The following is a 20,353-nucleotide window of genomic DNA, read 5'->3' on the forward strand; positions in this document are numbered from 1 at the left end:
CTGGAAGGAATAGGAGGGCTGCACGGCGCAGGGGCGCCGTGCAGTGTCGGGAAGCGACGCTCCCCGACGCGACCATGCAAGGGTCAGTGGTACAACGAGGTGTTGCGGTTCAAGTTGGCAGCGATCACGCCGAGCGGATCGTCGGTGATGATGCTGGTGAAGCCTGAGACCACCTGCGCCCGGAAATTGGGACGATCGTCCGCGATCTCATTGCCGAAGTACTTGGTGGTCGACAGGTAGTCGTCCAGCGACGCGCAGCAGGTACCGTTGGTACGCACGTAGTGGCGACCATCGTGGTTGCGGAAGCGGTACTCCGGCACTGGCGAGAATGCGCCGATTGCATATCGTTGCGCTTGCTTATCGGCCAGCAGTTCGGCGGTCGGGTCGCCACGGCGCGGCTGCTTGTTACCGATCTCCAGCCAAGCGAAGCCGCCATTGTTAGTACCTTTCGCTTCGTCGATCCAGGCGTTGACGCGGCAGAACGGTGTGTTGGGTGTGATCGACCCGCATAAACCGAGGTAACCGCCGTCGGCGATGTTGTCCATGTCGCGGGCGTAGATGGTCGGCGCGAACCGCACGCCCTTGGTGTAGTTTTCGATGCCGTAGGGAGTCGCTGCCACCAGCGATGCGCTGAATTTCAGCACCACCTGGTTTTCCATGTGAAAGGCCTTGATGATGTCTGCCGCGCGCGAGACATCGTCCAAGGTCTTCAGGTCAAGCACCACCACCATGTGGTTGGCGCCGTTTAAGACAGTATTCAACGCTGTTTCTAGCGATGTTGGATGGAAGTGGGTAACGTTAAAGAACCTGTCGCGCAAGTACGCATAGTCCAAATCTTCGTTGTGCATGGTGCGGATGTCGGGATCCCAGCCGACTGGATTGGTCGCCGGCTGGAAGATGTTGAAGTTCGGATTGTGGTCGACGACACGGCCGGCGTTCTGGTCGTGAAACAGCCAGAGTTGGCCGTCGGCATTCTGCTTGACGTCCAATTCGATCGCTTCGACGTCGTGCCTGTAGGTATTAATGATCGAGCAGATGGAATTTTCCGGGCAGCCTCTACGGATCACCCCACGATGCGAGATCACGACGATATTGGGACTGTGCGATTCAGGGGTTGCATAGGGGTTCATCATTACGCTGAGAATGAATTGCGGATTCCAGTCGTTGTCAGCCGATGCTAGGCCGGGCAGCGCTGCCAAGGACGCGAAGCCGAACGTCAAGCTGAGGGTTTTCAAGGAATTTCTGAGCAGTTTCATTGATTCTCTTCCGTTCATGGGTTGATGGAATGAAGTGAAACAAGCACAACGCCGCCGCAATCGTTCGTGCGTCATCGTTTGTGGCGGATTGCTCGAAGTGACGGGTGTCGTCCCGGTGTTGCATGCCACCCGTCTGATAAGACGTTGTGCGCGGCTATCGCGCGGTATCGTCAGTATTGGGGCAGATGCTGACGACAGTTACGTGTCAGTTACGTGCAGGTGGCGCACCGTTCGTCGTTTGGATCATATATGCGCCACGCATGCGCGATGCGTGCGCAGTGTGTTCAACACGTTGTCGGTATCGGGCAGCGCGCGCTGGCAGGTGTCGTGTGTAGATATATGCGTTGGCCTGCCGTTGGCGATGTCATTGCCAGCGTGTTGACGTACAGGCGCGTACGCTAAGCAAGTTCGCGCCGGGCGATGTCCAGCAGGATGGAATCGTCGGTATTGCCGCAGTTTGCAGCGGCGCGGTGTTTGCTGTGCTGATAGTGCCCAATTCCTGGCGGCGCCGCGCTTGAGTGCTGCACGGGCATCGCCAGGATGTGGGCCGATTAACTACCGTGTGGTGTCTGTTGCGTGCAGGTAGTGTTGGAGTGCCAGGACTTCGTCGGTCTGGATCATGCTGACACCGTAGTTGCGCAGTGCACCCCAGACGCTGGCCGGATCGCGCAGCGCGCCTTGGTCGGTGTAGTGGGCCGACAAGCGCATTGGCCGACCGCTGGCGATGTCGCTGGTCATCGTGTTGACGAACAGGCGCGCGTGTTGCGCCAGTTCGCGCTGAGCGATGCCCAGCACTGCGGGGTCGTCGAACATCAGCTGTACCACTGCCGGTCGCAGTGCCGCGGCGTGGCGCAACGCCTGCTGCGGCGACAATGCCGAGTCGCGCTGTGAGTACAGCGCCTGCACCGCGATGTCGGCTTTGTGTGCGCGTTGCAGGACGGCCTCTGGTACGTCCAGCGGCACGTTCAACAACACATCGCGCTGCGCTCCGGCGGCCTCGACTTCATCCATGATCTGGTCCAGCGACGCGGCTTTGACGTCCAGGTTCACCAGGACGTGTCCGTGCGCCAGTGCCAGCGCCTGGGTCAGCGTCGGTGGATGCCGTTCGGTCAGGGTGCTGGCGCTACCGCCGCCCTGGCTGCGCACGTGCAGCGCGGCAATCTGTGCCGCGTCCAGGTCGGCCACCGCGCCGTGGCCGTCGGTGGTGCGGTCCACGGTCTCGTCGTGCATCAGCACCAGCGCACCGTCGCGCGTGGTGCGGACATCGATCTCGACCATGTCCACGCCACGCGCGATGCACGCGGCGATGCCGTCCAGCGTGTTCTCCGAGGCGAACTTCCAGCAGGCGCGATGCGACACCACCAAGGCTTCGCCATGCGGATCGCGCAGGCGATCGGGCAGGCTCGGCGTCGCTGCGAGGGCCAGCATTGGTAGCGAAATCGCCGCGCTCATCAGGAGTTTTCGATAGTGCATGTTCACCATCTCCAGGTCAGTGAGGCGTTGTAGTTGCGGCCGAAGATCGGTCGCGCGTAGATCGCATTGGCGGTGCCTTGCCCGGACAGCGTGTCCACGCGTGCGTTGCCTTCGGTCAGGCCGAGGTCGTTACCGACGTTGGCCGCGTGCAGTTGCAGTTCCAGATGGTCGCTCAGTTGCGCGAACACGCCCAGGTCGTAGGTGGTGTAGGCGGGCAGGGCGGTGGCATTGGTGTAGTCGACGTAGCGTTGGCCCATGCGGTACGCGGTGGCTGACACTTGCAGTGGACGACCGGCGATGTCGAAGTACAGCGTCGGGCTGAGCGAGGCCATGAACTTGGGAATGCGCGAGATCTGCTTGCCGTCCAAATTGCCGTAGCTGATGCCGGTGGTGGCATTGCTCAGGCCGCGGGTCTGCGGGTCTTGTAGCGTGACCGACCCGGTGATGCCGAACAGGGGTAACGGACGCCAGGTGAACTCCGATTCCAGACCGACGGTGCGGGTCTTGCCGACCAGGGCCAGATTCTGTACCGCGCCTGCATCGTTGAGCACGATCGCGCTGATCGACAGCGCGTTGAAGCGGCTCCAGAAGCCCACTGTCGAGAACGAGAAGGTATCGCCGAAACTGCCGCGCAGGCCGGCCTCGGCCTGGTCGATGTCGGTGACCGCCGCGTTCTGAGTCTGATAGACGTTCTGCAGCCGTGGCAGGCGTTGCGATTCGGTATAACGTGCGAACGTTTGCAATTGCGGGGTCAGCGCGAATTCGGCGCCGAGCGTCCACTGCGTGGCATGGCGGTGGTCTGTGCGCGCGTTGAACGCACCGCTGAGGCCACCGACATTGTCATCGGCCAACGTGGTCGGATCGCCCAGGTTACGGGTGGTATTGGCGTATACGCCGCCGCCGGCGTTGTAGCGGGTGTAGCGCACGCCGGCATCCAGGCCGAGGCGGCCAAGGCGGACCGAGTCCCACAGGTACGGCGACAGGTAGGTGCCGTTGGCGAAGCCGCGGGTGACGCCGTTGCCGTAGCGCACGAAGCCGTTCTGGGTGACCGAGCCGACCACGTTGCCCGCCGCGTCGTAGGCCAGCACATCCAGCCGCTGTGCGTTGTTCTGCAATGTGGTGAGCACGGTATTCTGGAGCCGGTCCTGGGCGTACTCGAAGTGCTGTACGTTGATGCCGGCAGTGAGGGTGTGCTTGCCCAGTGCCGACTCGTCGAACGCTTTGCTCAAGCGCAGATCGTCGGAGAGCGTGCGCAGATGGGTACGTGCGTTCCACAGTCCGCTTTCCAGCACTAGGCCGTCGGCTGTGGCGGGGTCGTAGGGGGCACCGTTGCGGTCGAGCACATAGCCGGCCTGGGCGACGCGATTGCCGAACCCGTTGCGCGCGCGACCGAGTTGGGTGGCCAGATAGGCGTTCGCATCGTAAGGCGCCGCACCGGAAAACAGTGAGGTGTAGTCCACTTGCGCATCGACGAAGCGCATCCGGTTATTCAATGTCACGCTATCGGTCAGGTTCCACTCCAGGTGCGTGCCGAGTTGTTTGACCTTGTTGTGGATGCCGTCTGCCAGATCCAGGTTGCGTGCCAGGGTGTTGTTGCCGTTGAAGGTCAGCGCGGTGGTGTGGCGCAGGTCGTCCGACAGCAGAGTGCCGTCCAGCGGATCGATCAGGGCGGACAGCGACTGCGAGGGATTGCGTGGGTCGGCGAGCGGGATCGGGTTATAAAACGCGGTGTGGTCGTTGAGGTATTTGGCATCGACGTCCAAGACCGCATCGTCCATCAAAAAGGTTAGGTTTCCGCGCAACTGGCCGCCCTGGTCGGCGGTATAGCCGGTGCGGCGCAGGCCGTCGTCGCTGCGGTGGTAGCCGCCGATGCTGTACAGCACGTTCTCGCTGAGTGGGCCGGAGCTGTAGGCATCCTCGCGGCGCAGGCCGTCGCTGCCGACGGTCATGCGCACCGCGCCTTCGGGTGTGGCGGTACCGTGGCGGGTGATGGCGTTGACCGTGCCGCCCGGTGCGTTGGTCGCGAACAGCGGCGAGGTGCCACCGCGGACCACTTCCAGGCGCTCGGTCATCATGTCCAGCGCGAACAGCGTGTCGACGTTGAAGAAGCTTTCCTGTGGCTCGTCGAACAGGGTCATGCCGTCTTCTTGGTATTGCACGTAATACCAGCCACCGGCAGGCAGGCCGCGCACGTAGAGGTTCTGCCCCCCTCCCTGCCCACCAGAGGGTTCGGCCGAGAAGCCGGGCACCGCGCGCAGCATGTCCACGCTGCTGGCCGGCGTGCTGCGGTCCAGTCGCTCCTTGGACAGCACGCTGATCGCGAACGGCGCGTCTTTCTGCGACTGGCCTTGCGGCGTACCGGTGACCACGATCTGGTCCAGTGTGGTGGTGCTGTCGGTTGGCGGTGCCGCCGACACTTCGGCATGCACGGCAGGAGCGGCGGAAAGAATGGATGCGAGCGCCAGGGCCAGCAGGCTCGGGTGCAGATGAGTGGAACGCATGAAACCCCCATTGGATGTATATGGGGGTAATACTATTTACCATGTATGAAACTTGTATGTCGACATGCTAGCGTGGTTCGATTCGCGCACGCGCCGTCCTGTGTTGTCTGTCCATGCTGCATCCCGATTTCCCGCCGCGCGTCAGCGCTGGCGGCCGCCAGTTGCTCAATCGTGTGTTCAAGACCGGGGTGCAGACGCAAGCGGCGTTGAGCCGGGATCTGGATTTGTCGCAGCCCACTGTGGCGCGCTTGCTGCAGGGCTTCGTCCAGGAACGCATGGTTCTGCTCAGCGCTCGCGTTGCTGGCGGACCAGGCAATCCCAGCGTGGACGTGCGTCTGGCGCCGGATTACGCCTACGCGTTCGGCATCGGCCTGATGGGCGACGTGGTGGCGCTGGCACTGGTCGATTTCGCTGGTGGCGTGCGCAGCCAACGGCGGATCGCTCTGGCGGACATGCGTCGCGGATCGGTGCTGGCGCACTTGCTGCGGTTCCGCGCGGAACTTCTGGCCGAGACCGGGGTGGACCCGAGGCGGATCGTCGGTGCGGGCATGGCGATTTCGGCATTCTTCACCGGGCGGGGCCAGCAGATGGTCGGACCGCCGACCCTGGAGGATTGGACCCAGGTGGAACTGGCCCCCATTCTGGAAGAAGCGTTGGGTTACGCGGTCATCGTCGAGAACGATGGCGCGGCGGCGGCGGTGGCCGAGAGCCTGTACGGGGTCGGCCGGGACTGCCGCGATTTCGTCTATCTGCACCTGACGAACGGTTTTGGTGGCGGGATCATCGCCGATGGCCGTCTGTTCCGTGGCCATCGCGGCAATGCCGGCGAGTTCGGCGGTATCTGGACTGTTGGCGGCATGGCCTATCCGAACCTGGACGCGTTGTTGGCGCTGGTGCGCGCGGCGGGTCAGGACTACATCGGGGTGGAGCAGATGCTGGGCGCGATCGATGCGCATACGCCGGGCGTGGACGCCTGGCTGGACATGGCCGAGGCGCCGTTCGCGCAACTGTGCGCTTATCTCGCCTATACCTTGGATCCGCAGGCCATCGTCATTGGAGGACGGCTACCGGCGGTGATTGGCACGCGCCTGATCGAGCGCATCCGCATCCCGCGCGCACCCAATCGGCATGGTCTGTCGCCACCGCTGCCGCAGGTGTGCATTGCGCGCACGGTCGGCGATGCGGTCACCCTGGGTGCGGCACTGATGCCATTGCAGCGTGCCTTTTTCGCCTGAGCAGCAGGCCCGGCGAGCCCTGCATGAATAGGGCCGTCGCCATCGTTCGGCATAGCAACAGGCCTCACGGCCATTGCGACAGGTGCGTGCCTACAGGCGCGCCGCCAGCCAACTGCCCTGGGCGATGGCGCGCTTGGCGTCCAGTTCCGTTGCAAGGTCGGCGCCGCCGATCAGGTGCGGGGTGCATCCGGCGGCTAGCAGCGGTGTCTGCAGCTCGCGGCGCGGCTCCTGGCCGGCGCAGACCACGACGGTGCCGACCGGCAGCAGCTGTTCGGTGCCGTTCACCCGGATCCGCAGGCCGGTGTCGTCCATGCTCAGATACTCGACCCCACCGAGCATGGTCACGCCCTTGGCCTTCAATGCGGCGCGATGGATCCAGCCAGTGGTCTTGCCCAGCCGCGCACCGGGACGGCCTGGGCTGCGTTGCAACAGCCACACCTTGCGCACCGGCGGTTCCGGGTGCGGCTTGCACAGTGCGCCGCGTCCCTCGAACTGCGGATCCACGCCCCATTCGGCCATCCAGCGTGCCGGGTCCAGTGCAGTCGATGCACCGGCATGTACGAGGAATGCGCCGACATCGAAACCGATGCCGCCGGCCCCGATGATTGCGACCTTGTCTGCCACCTGCACCCGTCCCAGCAGCACATCCAGATAGCCCACCACATTGGGATGGTCGGCGCTGGGGAAATCTACCTTGCGCGGCACGATGCCGGTGGCCAGTACCACGTCGTCGAAGCCAGCCAACCGCGCCGCATCGGCGGTGGTATGCAGACGCAGTTCTACCCCGGTGGTGTCCAGTTTGTGGCGGAAGTAGCGCAGGGTCTCATGGAATTCTTCCTTGCCGGGGATCCGCTTGGCCAGGTTGAACTGGCCGCCGATCTCGGCGGCGCTGTCGAACAGGGTGACGCGGTGCCCGCGCTCGGCGGCCACGGTGGCACAGGCCAAGCCGGCCGGGCCAGCGCCGACCACGGCGATGCGCTTGGGCGTGCGGGTCGGCACGTAGTTCAGTTCGGTTTCGGCGGCCGCGCGCGGATTGACCAGGCAACTGGCGGTCTTGTTCTCGAACACGTGATCCAGGCAAGCCTGGTTGCAGGCGATGCAGGTGTTGATCGCCTGCGCCTGACCATGCCGCGCCTTGTTGACCCATTCCGGGTCGGCCAGCAATGGACGCGCCAGCGAGACCATATCGGCGCCGCCGCTGGCGAGGATGTGTTCGGCCACGTCGGGCATATTGATGCGGTTGGTCGCGATCAGCGGCACCCGCAGGTGCGGCTTGAGCTTGGCGGTGGCCGCGGCGAAGGCGGCGCGCGGTACGGAGGTGGCGATGGTCGGTATGCGTGCCTCGTGCCAGCCGATACCGGAGTTGATCAGCGTCGCGCCAGCCGCTTCAATGGCCTTGGCTTGCGACACGATCTCCTGCCAATCGCTGCCGTCCTCGACCAGGTCCACCAGCGACAGTCGGTAGATGATGATGAAGTCCGGTCCGCAGGCGGCGCGGATGCGGCGCACGATGTCCACCGCGAAGCGCATGCGCCGGGCCGCGTCGCCGCCCCAGGCATCGTGGCGACGGTTGCCGCGCGGTGCGAGGAATGCGTTGATCAGATAGCCTTCCGAGCCCATCACTTCGACGCCGTCGTAGCCGGCTTCGCGCGCCAGCCGCGCTGCGTGCGCATAGGCGTCGATCTGACGCTCGACCCCGCGTGCGGACAGGGCGCGGGGAGTGAATGGCGTGATCGGCGCCTTCAGTCTCGATGGCGCCACCGACAGCGGGTGATAGGCGTAGCGCCCAGCATGCAGCAATTGCAGGCAGATCTTGGCCCCGTGCGCATGCACCGCAGTCGTCACCTGCCGATGCGGACGCACCTCCCAGGACCAGGACAACTTGCCGCCAAAGGGCTTCAGCCAGCCGACGATGTTCGGTGCGAAACCGCCGGTGACGATCAGCCCGACACCGCCGGCGGCGCGTTCGGCGAAGTAGGCGGCCAGCTTGGGGAAGTCGCGGGCCCGGTCCTCCAGGCCGGTATGCATCGAACCCATCAGCACCCGGTTGCGCAACTGCGTGAAGCCCAGATCGAGCGGGGCGAACAGATGCGGATAGGCGGCGGGGGAGTTGGGCTGACCGGAGGTCGATGACATGGCAGAGATACGCTTGCGTATGGCGGGCAGGGTGCCTCGAAACCCTCGCCGCGGCAAGGGGGCTAGGCAAGGCGGATGGGGCGGCGGCGCTGTGTCTGCCGGCAGCCCCTATGCTTAGAGCCGGATCATCGACCGCGACGGTTCCCTGCTGCGGCCACTGCCGCGTCTACCGGGCTGCTCTAGTTCACCCCCAGCCGGCCAGTGCCAGTTTGCCGATAGTGCTGCCCGATTCCAGACGCTGGTGCGCCTGGCGCAAGTTGGCCGCGTTGATTGGGGTCAGCGTCTCGGTCAGTGTGGTGCGCAACGCGCCGGCGTCGACCAGACTGGCTGTACGCGCCAGGATGCGATGTTGTTCGATCATATCGGCAGTGCGGAAGCGCGGGCGCGCGAACATCATTTCCCAGTGGATGCCGATGCACTTGGCTTTGTACGGATCGCCGATGTGCAGCGGTCCGGTCGGCTCGACAATCAGCCCGACGTGGCCTTGTGGCGCGATCAGTTCGCCCAGTATCTGCCAATAGCGGTCGGTGTCGGCCAGGTTCAGCGCCGCGTCCACCTGCGCGATACCCAGCGCCTGCAACTGCGGTGCAAGCGGTTGGCGATGGTCGATCACGTGGTGTGCGCCTAGTTGCAGGCACCAGTCGCGTGTCTGGGGGCGCGAGGCGGTGGCGATCACGTCGAAGCCGGCGTGCCGCGCCAACTGGATCGCGATCGAGCCGACTCCGCCAGCGCCGCCGATCACTAGCAGGCACAGGCCGCGGTTGCGTGCGTCGTCGAAGTCGAACGGCATGCGTTGGAACAGCAGTTCCCAGACGGTCAGCGTGGTCAGCGGCAGTGCCGCGGCCTGGGCGAAATCCAACGTAGCCGGCTTGCGCGCGACGATGCGCGCATCGACCAACTGGTACTGCGCATTGCTGCCGGCGCGGGTGATGTCGCCAGCGTAGTACACCTCGTCGCCGGGTTCGAAGCCTTCCGCATGGGGGCCGACTGCTTCGACCACACCGGCAGCATCGTAGCCCAGTACCTTCGGCTGGGTTTCCAGCGACGCTTTGGGTGCGCGCACCTTCGTGTCTACCGGGTTGACCGACACCGCCTCCACCCGGATCAGCAGGTCGAAGCCGGTAGGGGGTGGTGGCATGGGCAGGTCCATGTCTTGCAGTGACTGCGGATCGTCGATCGGCAGGTATCGGGTGAGAGCGACCGCTTTCATTGATGACTCCTGGGTATTGGAGAATTGGGGAAAGGAGGCGATGCCATGGTTCGGAGTGGCCGCAGAGTGCGCGTGGAGACGCAAGCTAGGAAACCGATGCCACCACGGACACACGGGGCTGGTCGTCTCTGATCGCTGCATGTGGGCTGGTTGACGGGAGGGGCCGACTGACGGGTGTAGATTTTGCCCCAACTGTTGAGCCGTGCTTGCGCCCAAGATCAGGCCGCCAACCGATGCGACACCGGCTCCTCGCGATCATCGGCCGCATTGCAGTGCAAAGGGGCGCCTGCCCGCGACCAGTCGCGCTGACGGCCCTATTGCCGCTTCCGTCGAAGACCGAGCTGGCCAGGCCACTGCTGTGGCGCGGTCCAGAATGGGATCTGCATCGTTGTGCAGGCTGCTGTCTACCAGGGCAAACGCAAATGTGAAAGTTGCGTTGCATGATTTCATCAAGCTGTATAGGGTGTATCCGGTGCCATGCAGCAGGTGGCGTCGACGTCCACATGTTATGCGCTCGTTAACGCCATCTTCACTATGCCGAGCATAATGTGCCCGGCGATGGCATGAGGAAACGGCCGTCTGGATGTGATGAGACATCTGTTACTTAACCATGCCTCTATCGTTTTATCTCCCCGAAACAAGGAGCTGTATTAATGAACAAAAAAATTCTCACCGCCGCGTTGTTGGGCGGTCTGGCCGTCGCCCAGGCAGCATCCGCTCAGGAATTCGACGACCGCTGGTACCTGACCGGTGCGGCTGGTTTCAATTTCCAGGACGTGCACCGTCATACCAACGACGCCCCGTTCGTTACCCTCGGTCTGGGCAAGTTCATCAACCCGAACTGGTCGTTGGACGGTGAACTGAACTATCAGAACCCGAACTTCAAGGCCAACGAAGATCTGAACTGGAGCCAGTACGGCGTCTCGGTCGACCTGCGCCGTCACTTCATCCAGGAAGGCCGTGGCTGGAACCCGTACGTGCTGTTCGGCGCTGGCTACCAGCGCGCTGAAGAGTCGTTCGATACCCACGGTCCTGTCTCCCCCGGCAAGCGCAAGGACGGCAATTTCGCCGCCAAGGTCGGCGCCGGTCTGCAGACCACCTTCGACAAGCACATCGCTGTGCGCGCCGAAGTGGCCTACCGCGCTGACTTCGACGACAAGAGCGTCGCGGCTCCGTCCAGGAACTGGTTCGGCGACGCGCTGGCCTCGGTTGGCGTTGTGATCCCGCTTGGCCCTGCCCCGTCCGCTCCGGTTCCGCCGCCGCCGCCGCCGCCGGTCGCGCCGAGCTGTGCGGATAAGGACGACGACGGTGACGGCGTCAACAACTGCGACGACAAGTGCCCTGACTCCAAGCCGGGTCAGACCGTTGGTCCGGACGGTTGCCCGGTGCCGGTGTCGATCGACCTGAAGGGTGTCAACTTTGACTTCAACAAGTCGACCCTGCGTCCGGATGCGATTGGGCTCCTGAACGAGGCTGTTGGCATCTTGAACAGCTATCCCGACCTGAAGGTCCAGGTGGCCGGTCACACCGACTCCATCGGTAGCGACAAGTACAACCAGAAGCTGTCCGAGCGTCGCGCCCGCGTCGTGTACGACTATCTGGTCAAGCACGGTGTGGACGCTTCGCGTCTGGACGGACCGATCGGTTACGGCAAGACCCGCCCGATCGCGCCGAACACCAATCCGGATGGTTCGGACAATCCGGAAGGCCGCGCCAAGAACCGTCGTACCGAGCTGAACGTCGAGAACAAGTGATCGGACGTTTCTAGTCTCAAGCAAAGCCCGGCCTCGTGCCGGGCTTTGTGTTTGTGTGTGCTCGTCTGATAGACGAACTCGCCTCTGCGCTATTCGCACAGGTCAGCGGTACATACGCCGCCGGGATGTTGTGATCGGTGCCTTTTGTGCGTTGAATTTTTTATCCTTCCCAATTATTTAGCGGATGTAGTGCCGGTATCGGTTGAAACCATGCCGTGGCCTGCCTACACTCGCTGCGTCGTCTCGCCCGAATGGAAAAAAACGATGCTGCGTATCGTGACGGTCGGCCTGCTTGGTCTGGCCCTGGCTCCTGTTGCTCATGCCGTACCGGATTGCTCCGGTGACCTCCTGCCCAAGCCCTTGGCGTTACCGGCCACGGTTGCCGCGCCGGTTGCCGCCGAGCTGTCCAGCCGTACGATGCAACTGGGCATGCCCAGCGGTGTGCTGACCCAGTCCTACAGCAGCGATCAGTCGCTGGATCGCGTGCTGCTGCGCCTACGTGCGGAGGGGTGTCAGAGCCTGGCCAAGGCCATTGCGCCCGGTGGTGCGGTCAATCCGAACGATCCGGCGGCCTACAAGCCGACGACCGAGTTCGACAACACGCCGTGGCGTTTTGATATGACTCAAAACGGAAAGCGCATGACCGCCGCGGAATTCGATGCATGGATGAAGGCGCGTGGCGTGCATGTGGTCAAGGCCCGTCCGGCCGCCGTCCCGGCCGCTGCGACCGACGCACCGACGCCTGTCGAAGCCAAGTAAACGCGGCGCGCGTTCGTCCGCGGTCCGGTCGCTGTCTGCGTCCAGATGGTGCGAGAGCTGAAAACGCCGCGTTCAGGCCGGTCGCGTTCGCTGACGTCGAAGGAGGCTTTGCCTGCCGTTGCGGTGGGCGGGCCACGGCATGGTCTGGCGCGCACGCTGTCCAAGTTGGGGCTGTGCTCGCGGACCGAGGCGGTGCGCTGGATTGCCGCCGGTCGCGTTGCGGTCGATGGACGGATTGTCACCGACCCCGAATTCCCGATCCTGCGTGGCCGGCATCGCCTTGCCTTGGACGGTGCGCCGCTATCGGCGAGCGAACGCCTGTATCTGATGCTCAACAAGCCGCGTGGGCTTGTGACCACGGCGCAAGACGAGCGTGGTCGCGAGACGGTCTACCGCTGTTTCGATGGTGCCGGCTTGCCGTGGCTGGCGCCGGTCGGGCGCTTGGACAAGGCCAGCGAAGGCTTATTGCTGTTCACCAACGATCCGCAATGGGCGGCGCGCGTCACCGATCCGGGCACTGGCCCGGACAAGACGTACCACGTGCAGGTGGATGTACTGCCGGATGCGGCACTGTTGCAGCGCATGCGTGCGGGCGTTATGGCCGATGGCGAAGCCCTATGCGCCAAGCAGGTGCGTTTGCTACGCCAGGGTGAGCGTCATGCCTGGCTGGAGATCGTGCTGGACGAGGGGCGTAACCGGCAGATCCGGCGTCTGCTCGCCGCGTTTGGCGTGGACGTCGTGCGTCTGGTGCGGGTGGCGATCGGCACGCTGGTGCTGGGCGAACTGGGCAAGGGCGCTTGGCGGACACTCAGTGCGGCCGAAGTCAGCGCGTTGGCAGTGGCAACTGACGTCAGCGCGCAAGCCGCGCGCTGAATCGCAGCGACGAGATTGCCGAAGTCGGAGTGCGTCGTGGTCGGGCTCTTGAATGGGGCGACGTAGGTTCTACATATTGTTGCCTGCCTGCCTGCCTGCGTCGTCCCCTTGGCCATCACATCCATGCAGTCCTCTGCCGAGGTGTCGCCAGAATATCTGGCCTGCGCGGCGAGCAAGCATGTTTGGCCTGGAGACGAACGCATGTCAAGTGCCGATGACATTCAACTCGCGGCCGATCCGAGTGAACGCATCGATGGCTTGGTCCAGGTGCGCGCGGGTGTGAGCGGCGCTGATTTGGGTGCGGATGCGTGCCTGCCCCTTGGGCACCACCGGGAAGAAAAAACCGATTGCGTAGATGCCTTCTTCGAGCAGTCGCTCGGCGAAGCGCTGTGCCAGCGGTGCGTCGTACAGCATCACCGGGCAGATCGGGTGAGTGCCGGGCTTGATGTCGAAACCGGCCGAGCTCATGCGTGCACGGAAGTAGGTGGTGTTCTCGACCAGGCGTTCGCGCAGATCGCCAGCGGCGTCCAGCATCTCGAATGCTTTGATGCCGGCGGCCACCACGTGCGGCGGCAGTGAGTTGGAGAACAAATATGGCCGCGAGCGTTGGCGCAATAATTCGATCACCTCGCCTCGGCCGGTAGTGAACCCGCCCAGCGCGCCGCCCATGGCCTTGCCCAGGGTGCCGGTGAACAGATCGATCCTGTCCAGCACGCCCTTGACCTCGGCCGAGCCGCGGCCGCTGCGACCGAGAAAGCCGGTCGCGTGGCACTCGTCGATGTGGACCAGCGCGTTGTACCGCTTCGCCAGTGCGGTGATTTCGTCCAGCGGGGCGATGAAGCCGTCCATCGAGAACACCCCGTCGCTGGTGATCAGCTTGGTCTTGCAACCGGCCGCATTGGCGGCCTGCAATTGCGCTTCCAGGTCGGCCATGTCGCAGTTGGCGTAGCGGAAGCGTTTTGCTTTGCACAGGCGCACGCCGTCGATGATCGAAGCATGGTTGAGCGCGTCGGAGATGATCGCGTCGTGTTCGCCCAGCAGTGGTTCGAACAGGCCGCCGTTGGCGTCGAAGCAAGCGGCGTAGAGGAGCGTATCCTCGGTGCCGAAGAACGCGGCGATCTGCGCCTCCAGCCGCTTATGCAGGTCCTGGGTGCCGCAGATGAAGCGCACCGAGGCCATGCCGAAGCCGTGCGTGTCCAGCGCGTCCTTGGCCGCCGCGATCAGTGTAGGATGATCGGCCAGACCGAGATAATTATTGGCGCAGAAGTTCAGCACGCGACGGTTGTCGGCCAGGGTAATTTCGGCCGCTTGCGGGCCGACGATGATGCGCTCGGACTTGAACAGGCCCTGCGCGCGGATTGCGTCCAGTTCGTCGGCGTAGTGCTGGGTGAGACGGGAGTCGGTCATGACGGGCACGCACGGCGGAAAAGGTTCGTCGATCTTACCGTGGCGGCGCTTTCGCCGAGAGACTGTTGGACCGACGTCATTGTGGTTCGTGCGACGATCTGGTTCTGAGCGAGCACCGACACGATGAATGGTGTCTCGTTGCGCCCCGCGCCTTTGGAGATTCAGCGCCGCACGCTCGTGGCCGATCCGTTACCAGCTCAGGACCACTTTGCCAGCCTTGCCTTCTTCCATCAGGTCGAAACCTTTTTGGAATTCGTCGATGGTCAATTGGTGGGTGAGGACTTTTCCCAGCGGAAAACCGGATAGGACCAACTGGGTCATTTTGTACCAAGTCTCGTACATCTTGCGACCGTAAATGCCTTGCACGGTCAGGCCCTTGAAGATGATCTTGTCCCAGTCGGCGCCAGCGCCACGCGGCATGATGCCCAGCATGGCGATCTTGCCGCCGTGGTACATGCAGTCGAGCATGTCATTGAAGGCGCGCGGGTTGCCGCTCATTTCCAGGCCCACGTCGAAGCCCTCCATGTGCAGGTCGGCCATCACGTCCTTGAGCGAGGTATCGGCGACGTTGACCACGCGTGTGGCCCCCATGTCCGCCGCCAGCTTGAGGCGAAAGTCGTTGACGTCGGTGACCACCACGTTGCGCGCACCGATGTGCTTGCAAATGCCGGCGGCGATGATGCCGATCGGGCCGGCGCCGGTGATCAGCACATCCTCGCCGATCACGTTGAATTCCAGCGCACAGTGCGCGGCGTTGCCATAGGGGTCGAAGAACGCTGCCAACTCCGAGGGAATCGGGTCGGGAATCGGCCACAGGTTGGACACCGGCATCACCATGTACTCGGCGAAGGCTCCGTTGACGTTGACGCCGATGCCGAGGGTGTTCGGACACAGATGCGGGCGCCCGCCGCGGCAGTTGCGACAGTGGCCGCAGACAATATGGCCTTCCGCGGAAACGCGCTGGCCGAGCTGGTAGCCGCTGACCGCCGCACCCAACTCGGCGATGCGGCCGACGAACTCGTGGCCGATGGTCAGGCCGGGCTTGATCGTGCGCTGGCTCCACTCGTCCCACAGATAGATGTGCAGGTCGGTGCCGCAGATCGCGGTTTTTTCCAGTTTGATGAGGACTTCGTTGGGACCAGGCGTCGGTACCGGCACTTGTTCCAGCCAGATGCCCTTGGCTGCGTCGCGCTTGACCAGCGCCTTCATTGTCTGCGCCATGGCGGTGCAAGGCTCGGTTGGAGAAGGACGAAGTATAAGCCGCGCGTCCGCCCGGCTATACGGTGCGGCTTACGGGGTGCCATTGGTCACGGTCGGGAAGCGCCGGTGAGGCCGTTAGACTGTCGCATCTTTCTTCAAGGAACCGCTCTATGCGTCCGACTCCATGGGCTATCGCTGCTGCTGTCGTCGCCGTCCTGGCCAGTGTCTCTTCCGTCCATGCGGGTGAGGGCATGTGGGTTCCGCAGCAGTTGCCGGATATCGCTGGCCCGCTGCAGCAGGCCGGGTTGAAACTGCCGCCGCAACAACTGGCCGACCTGACCGGCGATCCCATGGGGGCTGTGGTTTCGCTGGGTGGCTGCACCGCCAGCTTCGTCTCGCCGCAAGGCTTGGTGGTGACCAACCACCATTGCGCTTACGGTGCGATCCAGCTCAATTCCACCCCGCAGAAGAATCTGATCCGCGATGGTTTCAACGCCGCCATCGGCAGCGCGGAGTTGAGTGCTGGGCCGAACGAACGCATCTACGTACTCGATCGCATCACCGACGTCACCACGCAGGCCAAGGCCGCCATGGACGTCGCTGGCAAGGATGCGCTCAAGCGCACGCAGGCGCTGGAAGACTTCGACAAGGCCCAGGTCGCCGCGTGCGAGGCGGAGGCCGGTTACCGCTGTACGCTGTACAGCTTCTCTGGTGGCAACACCTATCGTCTGTTCCGTAATTTGGAAATCCGCGATGTGCGCCTGGTGTACGCGCCGCCGTCGGGAATCGGCAAGTTCGGCGGCGACATCGACAACTGGATGTGGCCGCGCCATACCGGCGATTTCTCGTTCTTCCGCGCTTATGTCGGCAAGGACGGCAAGCCTGCGGCCTATGCCAAGGACAACGTGCCCTACCAGCCCAAGCACTTCCTGACCTTCGCCGACCAGGCGCTGGGTGCTGGCGATTTCGTGATGGTGGCCGGCTACCCTGGGCGGACCAATCGTTATGCGCTGGCCGCCGAATTCGACGCTGTCGCCGACTGGGGCTATCCCACCGCCGCGCGCCATTATCGCGACCTGATCGCGTTGGTGGAGCGGGCAGGTAAACAGGATCCGGAAATTCAGGTGAAGTACGCGGCCACGATGGCCAGTTGGAACAACGTCGCCAAGAATTACGAAGGCCAGTTGGAAGGCTTCAAACGCATTGACGCCACCGCCAAGAAACGCGAACAGGAGCGTGCGGTGCTGGAGTGGTTGAAGCATCAAGGGCGCGACGGCAGCGCGGCCCTGCGGGCGCATGCGCAACTGCTGGCGCTGAGCGAGCAGGCCAAGGCCACCCGCGACCGCGATCTGGTGCTGGGGCAGTTGCGTCGCACTGGCGTGCTGGGGAGTGCGGTGTCGCTGTATCGTCTGGCGATCGAACGCGCCAAGCCGGATGCCGAGCGCGAGCCTGGTTATCAAACACGTGATCTGCCCGAGATCGAGGGCGCGATGAAGCAGATGGAGTATCGCTATGTTCCGGCGATGGATAGCCAGTTGCAGCGCTACTGGTTTGCGCAATACCTGAAACTGCCCAAGGCGCAGCATCTGCCGGCGCTGGATCAGTGGCTGGCTGGCGCTGACGCGCAAGCCGCCGCCACGCGCTTGGCCGGCACCCGCTTGGGCAGCACCGAGGAGCGCCTGAAGTGGTTGCATGCCGATCGCGCCGCGTTCGAGGCCAGCGACGATCCGGCGCTGCGCTACGCAGTGGCGTTGATGCCGGCGTTGCTGCAGATCGAGCGCGACCAGAAGCGCCGTAAAGGCGAGGAACTGTTGGCGCGTCCGCGCTACCTGCAGGCCGTGGCCGACTACAAGAAGAGCCAGGGCGAATCCGTGTACCCGGACGCCAACTCCTCGCTGCGCATCACCTTCGGCAACGTCAAGGGCTATGCGCCGAAGGATGGTGTGTTCTACACCCCGTTCACCACACTCGACGGCGTGGTCGCCAAGGATACCGGGGTCGAACCATTCGATTCGCCGAAGGCGTTGCTGCAAGCGGCCAAGGCCAAGCGCTATGGTGGCCTGGAAGACAAGCAACTGGGCACGGTGCCGGTGGACTTCCTGTCCGACCTGGACATCACCGGCGGCAACTCCGGTTCGCCGGTGATGGACGCACACGGCAAACTGGTCGGTCTGGCGTTCGACGGCAACTGGGAGTCGGTGAGTTCGAATTGGGTGTTCGACCCGGCGATGACCCGGATGATCGCGGTCGACGCGCGCTACGTGCACTGGATCATGCAGGAAGTGGCGCCGGCACCGCGACTGTTGAAAGAGTTGAAACTGGCCAAGTGATGCAGGCGGCGCGACGGCGGCGCTCTGGTTGCCGCCGTCATTGCCGGCAGTGGTGACGATAAAGCCGCGCCGCGCAGGTTTTCACGAACGGAGCGAGTATCATGCCGCTCCGTTTTCGTTTGCGAAACGGTTTTTCCCCCAACGGAATCTCAGCGCATGCGCATTTTGCTCGCCCGTCACGGTGAAACCCCGTGGAACGCCGAAGGTCGCTACCAGGGCCAGATCGACATCCCGCTTTCCCCGGTAGGCGAGGCCCAGGCCCAGGCGTTGGGTACGCGTCTGCGCGAGGTGCCGCTGTCACGTGCGGTGGCCTCGCCACTTTCGCGTGCGCAGCGCACCGCCTGTTTGGCCCTGGGCGCCGAGCGCGAAGCGATGTTGCAGACCGAGCCGGACTTGCAGGAAATCGCCCACGGCGAGTGGGAAGGTTTGTTGGCCAGCGAGATTCACGACAAGGACCCGGCGCGCTTGCGCGCCTGGCGGGAAGAGCCGGACACCGTGCTGATGCCAGGCGGGGAGTCGCTACGGCAGGTGCTGGAACGCTCCTGGCGTGGTCTGGCGCGTGCCACCGAGGGGCTGGGCGAACACGACACCCTGCTGGTGGTGGCACACGATGCGGTCAACCGGGTGATCCTGTGCCGAGTGCTGGGTTTACCGATCGCACGGCTGTGGAGTTTTCGTCAGGCGCCGACCACTTTGAATCTACTGGAAGGGCCGGATCTGGACCAGTTGGAGGTGGTGCGCTTGAACGATTGCGCACACCACACGCCGTTCTTCGGCGAGGCCAAGCACCGAGCGCTGTAATCGCTCGCTATTCGTTCGCGTTGCGATGGTGTGCGCAGTGATGCGAAAGCACAAAGCGCGGCCTTGGCGGTTCAAGCATTTTCGGTGCATCAATAATCGAGTCCTGTCGGTCCTATGAACACGAGTCCTGTTACCCTCTCTGATTGGCTGACCTACATCGAGCAGCAACATCCTTTAGCCATCGCCATGCGCCTGGAGCGGCTGCGTGCGGTGGCTGCGTGCATGGGCCTGACCCGGCCGGCCAAGCGGGTCATCACCGTCGGTGGCACCAACGGTAAAGGGTCGACGGTGGCCTTCATCGAGTCGATCGCGCGCGCCGGCGGTTGGGCGGTGGGTAGCTACACCTCCCCGCATCTGCTGCGTTACAACGAGCGGGTGCGCATCGGTGGCGAGGAGGCCAGCGATGCGCAATTGATCGCCGGCTTCGTGGCAGTGGAAGCGGCGCGCGGCGATACGCCGCTGACCTATTTCGAATACAGCACCCTGGTCGCACTCTGGCTCTTCGAGCAGTCAGGGTTGGATCTGGCGGTGTTGGAAGTGGGCCTGGGCGGCCGGCTGGATGCGGTGAACGTGGTCGATGCCGATGTGGCGGTCATCACCACCGTGGACATCGACCACACGGAATGGCTCGGTAGCGACCGCGAAGCGATCGGCACGGAGAAGGTCGGCATCGCACGGCCGTGGAAGCCCTTGGTGCTCGGCGAGATTGACCCGCCCTCCAGTGTATTGCGTCACGCCTATGCGATCGGCGCTAGTGTGCTCCGCGCCGGCAGCGATTTCTTCCACGAACCGCTCGACGCCGAACGTTGGCGTTGGCGCGATGTCGGCACCGAACTGTCGTTGCCGTTGCCGCAGTTGCGTGCGTCGGTACAGCTGGCCAATGCCGCCACCGCCATCGCCGCGCTGCGCGCGTTGCGCAAGTCCCTACCGCGTAGTGCCTACGCCGAGGGCATCGCGGCGGCGCGTCTGGGTGGACGGCTGCAGTCGTGCATGCGCGATGGCGTGGAGGTGCTGGTCGACGTCGGCCACAATCCGCAGGCGGCGCGGGTACTGGCCGCATCGCTGCAAGCGCAGCCGGTGGTCGGCGCGACCCGGGTCGTGTTCGCGGCATTGGGCGACAAGGACGCCGTCGGTGTGGTGAAGGCGCTGGAAGGGCAGGTCGATGCCTGGCATCTGGCCGGCTTGTCCGGAGTGCGCGGTCAGAGCGGTGTGCAATTGCGGGAGCGGCTTGCAGGCACAGCCGCCGCCGTTGCTGTCGTCGCCGAGAGCGTCGTGCAGGCGTTGCAGCAGGCGTTGCAGCAGGCGCATCCCGGCGACCGGGTGCTGGTGTTCGGTTCGTTCCACACGGCGGCCGACGCGCTGCATTGGCTGCATTCAGCCGATTGATCCCGTCCCATGCCAGGGGCACCTTATAATTG

Annotated in this window: 14 protein-coding genes; 7 read left to right on the plus strand and 7 right to left on the minus strand. The window is 64.0% G+C overall.

Translation table 11 applies throughout. The annotated features are described in order from the left end of the window. Positions 1 to 83 precede the first annotated feature (83 nt). From XaFJ1_RS02445 to XaFJ1_RS02455, 3 genes are all read right to left on the minus strand, one after another. Entirely contained in the window at positions 84 to 1,331 is a 1,248-nt protein-coding gene (locus tag XaFJ1_RS02445; protein WP_238988314.1) for a glycerophosphodiester phosphodiesterase family protein, read from the minus strand. A gap of 480 nt (positions 1,332 to 1,811) precedes the next feature. Then, the gene (locus tag XaFJ1_RS02450; RefSeq protein ID WP_012915092.1) at positions 1,812 to 2,729 is read right to left on the minus strand and encodes a glycerophosphodiester phosphodiesterase family protein; all 918 of its coding nucleotides are present in this window, start codon (positions 2,727 to 2,729) and stop codon (positions 1,812 to 1,814) included. 2 nt (positions 2,730 to 2,731) lie between these two features. Further along, positions 2,732 to 5,230, minus strand: coding sequence for a TonB-dependent receptor (locus XaFJ1_RS02455; protein WP_012915093.1), 2,499 nt, complete (start codon positions 5,228 to 5,230; stop codon positions 2,732 to 2,734). 113 nt (positions 5,231 to 5,343) lie between these two features. Between XaFJ1_RS02455 and XaFJ1_RS02460 the strand changes: the two genes are divergently transcribed. Continuing rightward, positions 5,344 to 6,465: an ROK family protein gene (locus XaFJ1_RS02460; protein ID WP_012915094.1), complete on the plus strand. Its 1,122-nt coding sequence runs from the start codon at positions 5,344 to 5,346 to the stop codon at positions 6,463 to 6,465. A 90-nt stretch (positions 6,466 to 6,555) separates the two neighbouring features. Here XaFJ1_RS02460 and XaFJ1_RS02465 read toward each other — a convergent pair whose 3' ends face one another. Both XaFJ1_RS02465 and XaFJ1_RS02470 read right to left on the minus strand, forming a co-directional pair. After that, positions 6,556 to 8,601: an NADPH-dependent 2,4-dienoyl-CoA reductase gene (locus XaFJ1_RS02465; RefSeq protein WP_012915095.1), complete on the minus strand. Its 2,046-nt coding sequence runs from the start codon at positions 8,599 to 8,601 to the stop codon at positions 6,556 to 6,558. 184 nt (positions 8,602 to 8,785) lie between these two features. Further along, positions 8,786 to 9,811: a zinc-binding alcohol dehydrogenase family protein gene (locus tag XaFJ1_RS02470; RefSeq protein ID WP_012915096.1), complete on the minus strand. Its 1,026-nt coding sequence runs from the start codon at positions 9,809 to 9,811 to the stop codon at positions 8,786 to 8,788. A gap of 653 nt (positions 9,812 to 10,464) precedes the next feature. On the opposite strand from XaFJ1_RS02470, the gene XaFJ1_RS02475 reads away from it, so the two are divergent. The 3 genes from XaFJ1_RS02475 to XaFJ1_RS02485 all read left to right on the plus strand — a co-directional run bounded on the left by XaFJ1_RS02475 (position 10,465) and on the right by XaFJ1_RS02485 (position 13,197). Then, on the plus strand, positions 10,465 to 11,565 hold the full coding sequence (locus tag XaFJ1_RS02475) for an OmpA family protein (RefSeq protein WP_012915097.1): 1,101 nt from the start codon (positions 10,465 to 10,467) through the stop codon (positions 11,563 to 11,565). A 264-nt stretch (positions 11,566 to 11,829) separates the two neighbouring features. Next, the gene (locus XaFJ1_RS02480; protein WP_012915098.1) at positions 11,830 to 12,324 is read left to right on the plus strand and encodes a hypothetical protein; all 495 of its coding nucleotides are present in this window, start codon (positions 11,830 to 11,832) and stop codon (positions 12,322 to 12,324) included. 45 nt (positions 12,325 to 12,369) lie between these two features. Beyond that, positions 12,370 to 13,197, plus strand: a complete 828-nt coding sequence (locus XaFJ1_RS02485) for a pseudouridine synthase (RefSeq protein WP_012915099.1) — start codon at positions 12,370 to 12,372, stop codon at positions 13,195 to 13,197. A 204-nt stretch (positions 13,198 to 13,401) separates the two neighbouring features. Here the strand turns inward: XaFJ1_RS02485 and kbl are convergent, their stop codons facing one another. Further along, positions 13,402 to 14,604 (minus strand): glycine C-acetyltransferase, encoded by a 1,203-nt coding sequence (gene kbl / locus XaFJ1_RS02490; protein WP_012915100.1) that lies wholly within the window; start codon positions 14,602 to 14,604, stop codon positions 13,402 to 13,404. Positions 14,605 to 14,793: 189 nt separating this feature from the next. Beyond that, positions 14,794 to 15,825 (minus strand): L-threonine 3-dehydrogenase, encoded by a 1,032-nt coding sequence (gene tdh / locus XaFJ1_RS02495; protein ID WP_012915101.1) that lies wholly within the window; start codon positions 15,823 to 15,825, stop codon positions 14,794 to 14,796. Positions 15,826 to 15,974: 149 nt separating this feature from the next. On the opposite strand from tdh, the gene XaFJ1_RS02500 reads away from it, so the two are divergent. From XaFJ1_RS02500 to folC, 3 genes are all read left to right on the plus strand, one after another. After that, positions 15,975 to 18,134, plus strand: coding sequence for a S46 family peptidase (locus tag XaFJ1_RS02500; RefSeq protein WP_012915102.1), 2,160 nt, complete (start codon positions 15,975 to 15,977; stop codon positions 18,132 to 18,134). A gap of 156 nt (positions 18,135 to 18,290) precedes the next feature. Then, entirely contained in the window at positions 18,291 to 18,935 is a 645-nt protein-coding gene (locus tag XaFJ1_RS02505) for a histidine phosphatase family protein (RefSeq protein WP_012915103.1), read from the plus strand. A gap of 114 nt (positions 18,936 to 19,049) precedes the next feature. Next, a complete protein-coding gene (gene folC / locus XaFJ1_RS02510; protein WP_012915104.1) occupies positions 19,050 to 20,321 on the plus strand; it encodes a bifunctional tetrahydrofolate synthase/dihydrofolate synthase in 1,272 nt (423 codons plus the stop codon). The last annotated feature ends 32 nt before the right edge of the window (positions 20,322 to 20,353 follow it).

The sequence above is a fragment of the Xanthomonas albilineans genome, from assembly GCF_009931595.1.
Lineage (GTDB): Bacteria > Pseudomonadota > Gammaproteobacteria > Xanthomonadales > Xanthomonadaceae > Xanthomonas_A > Xanthomonas_A albilineans.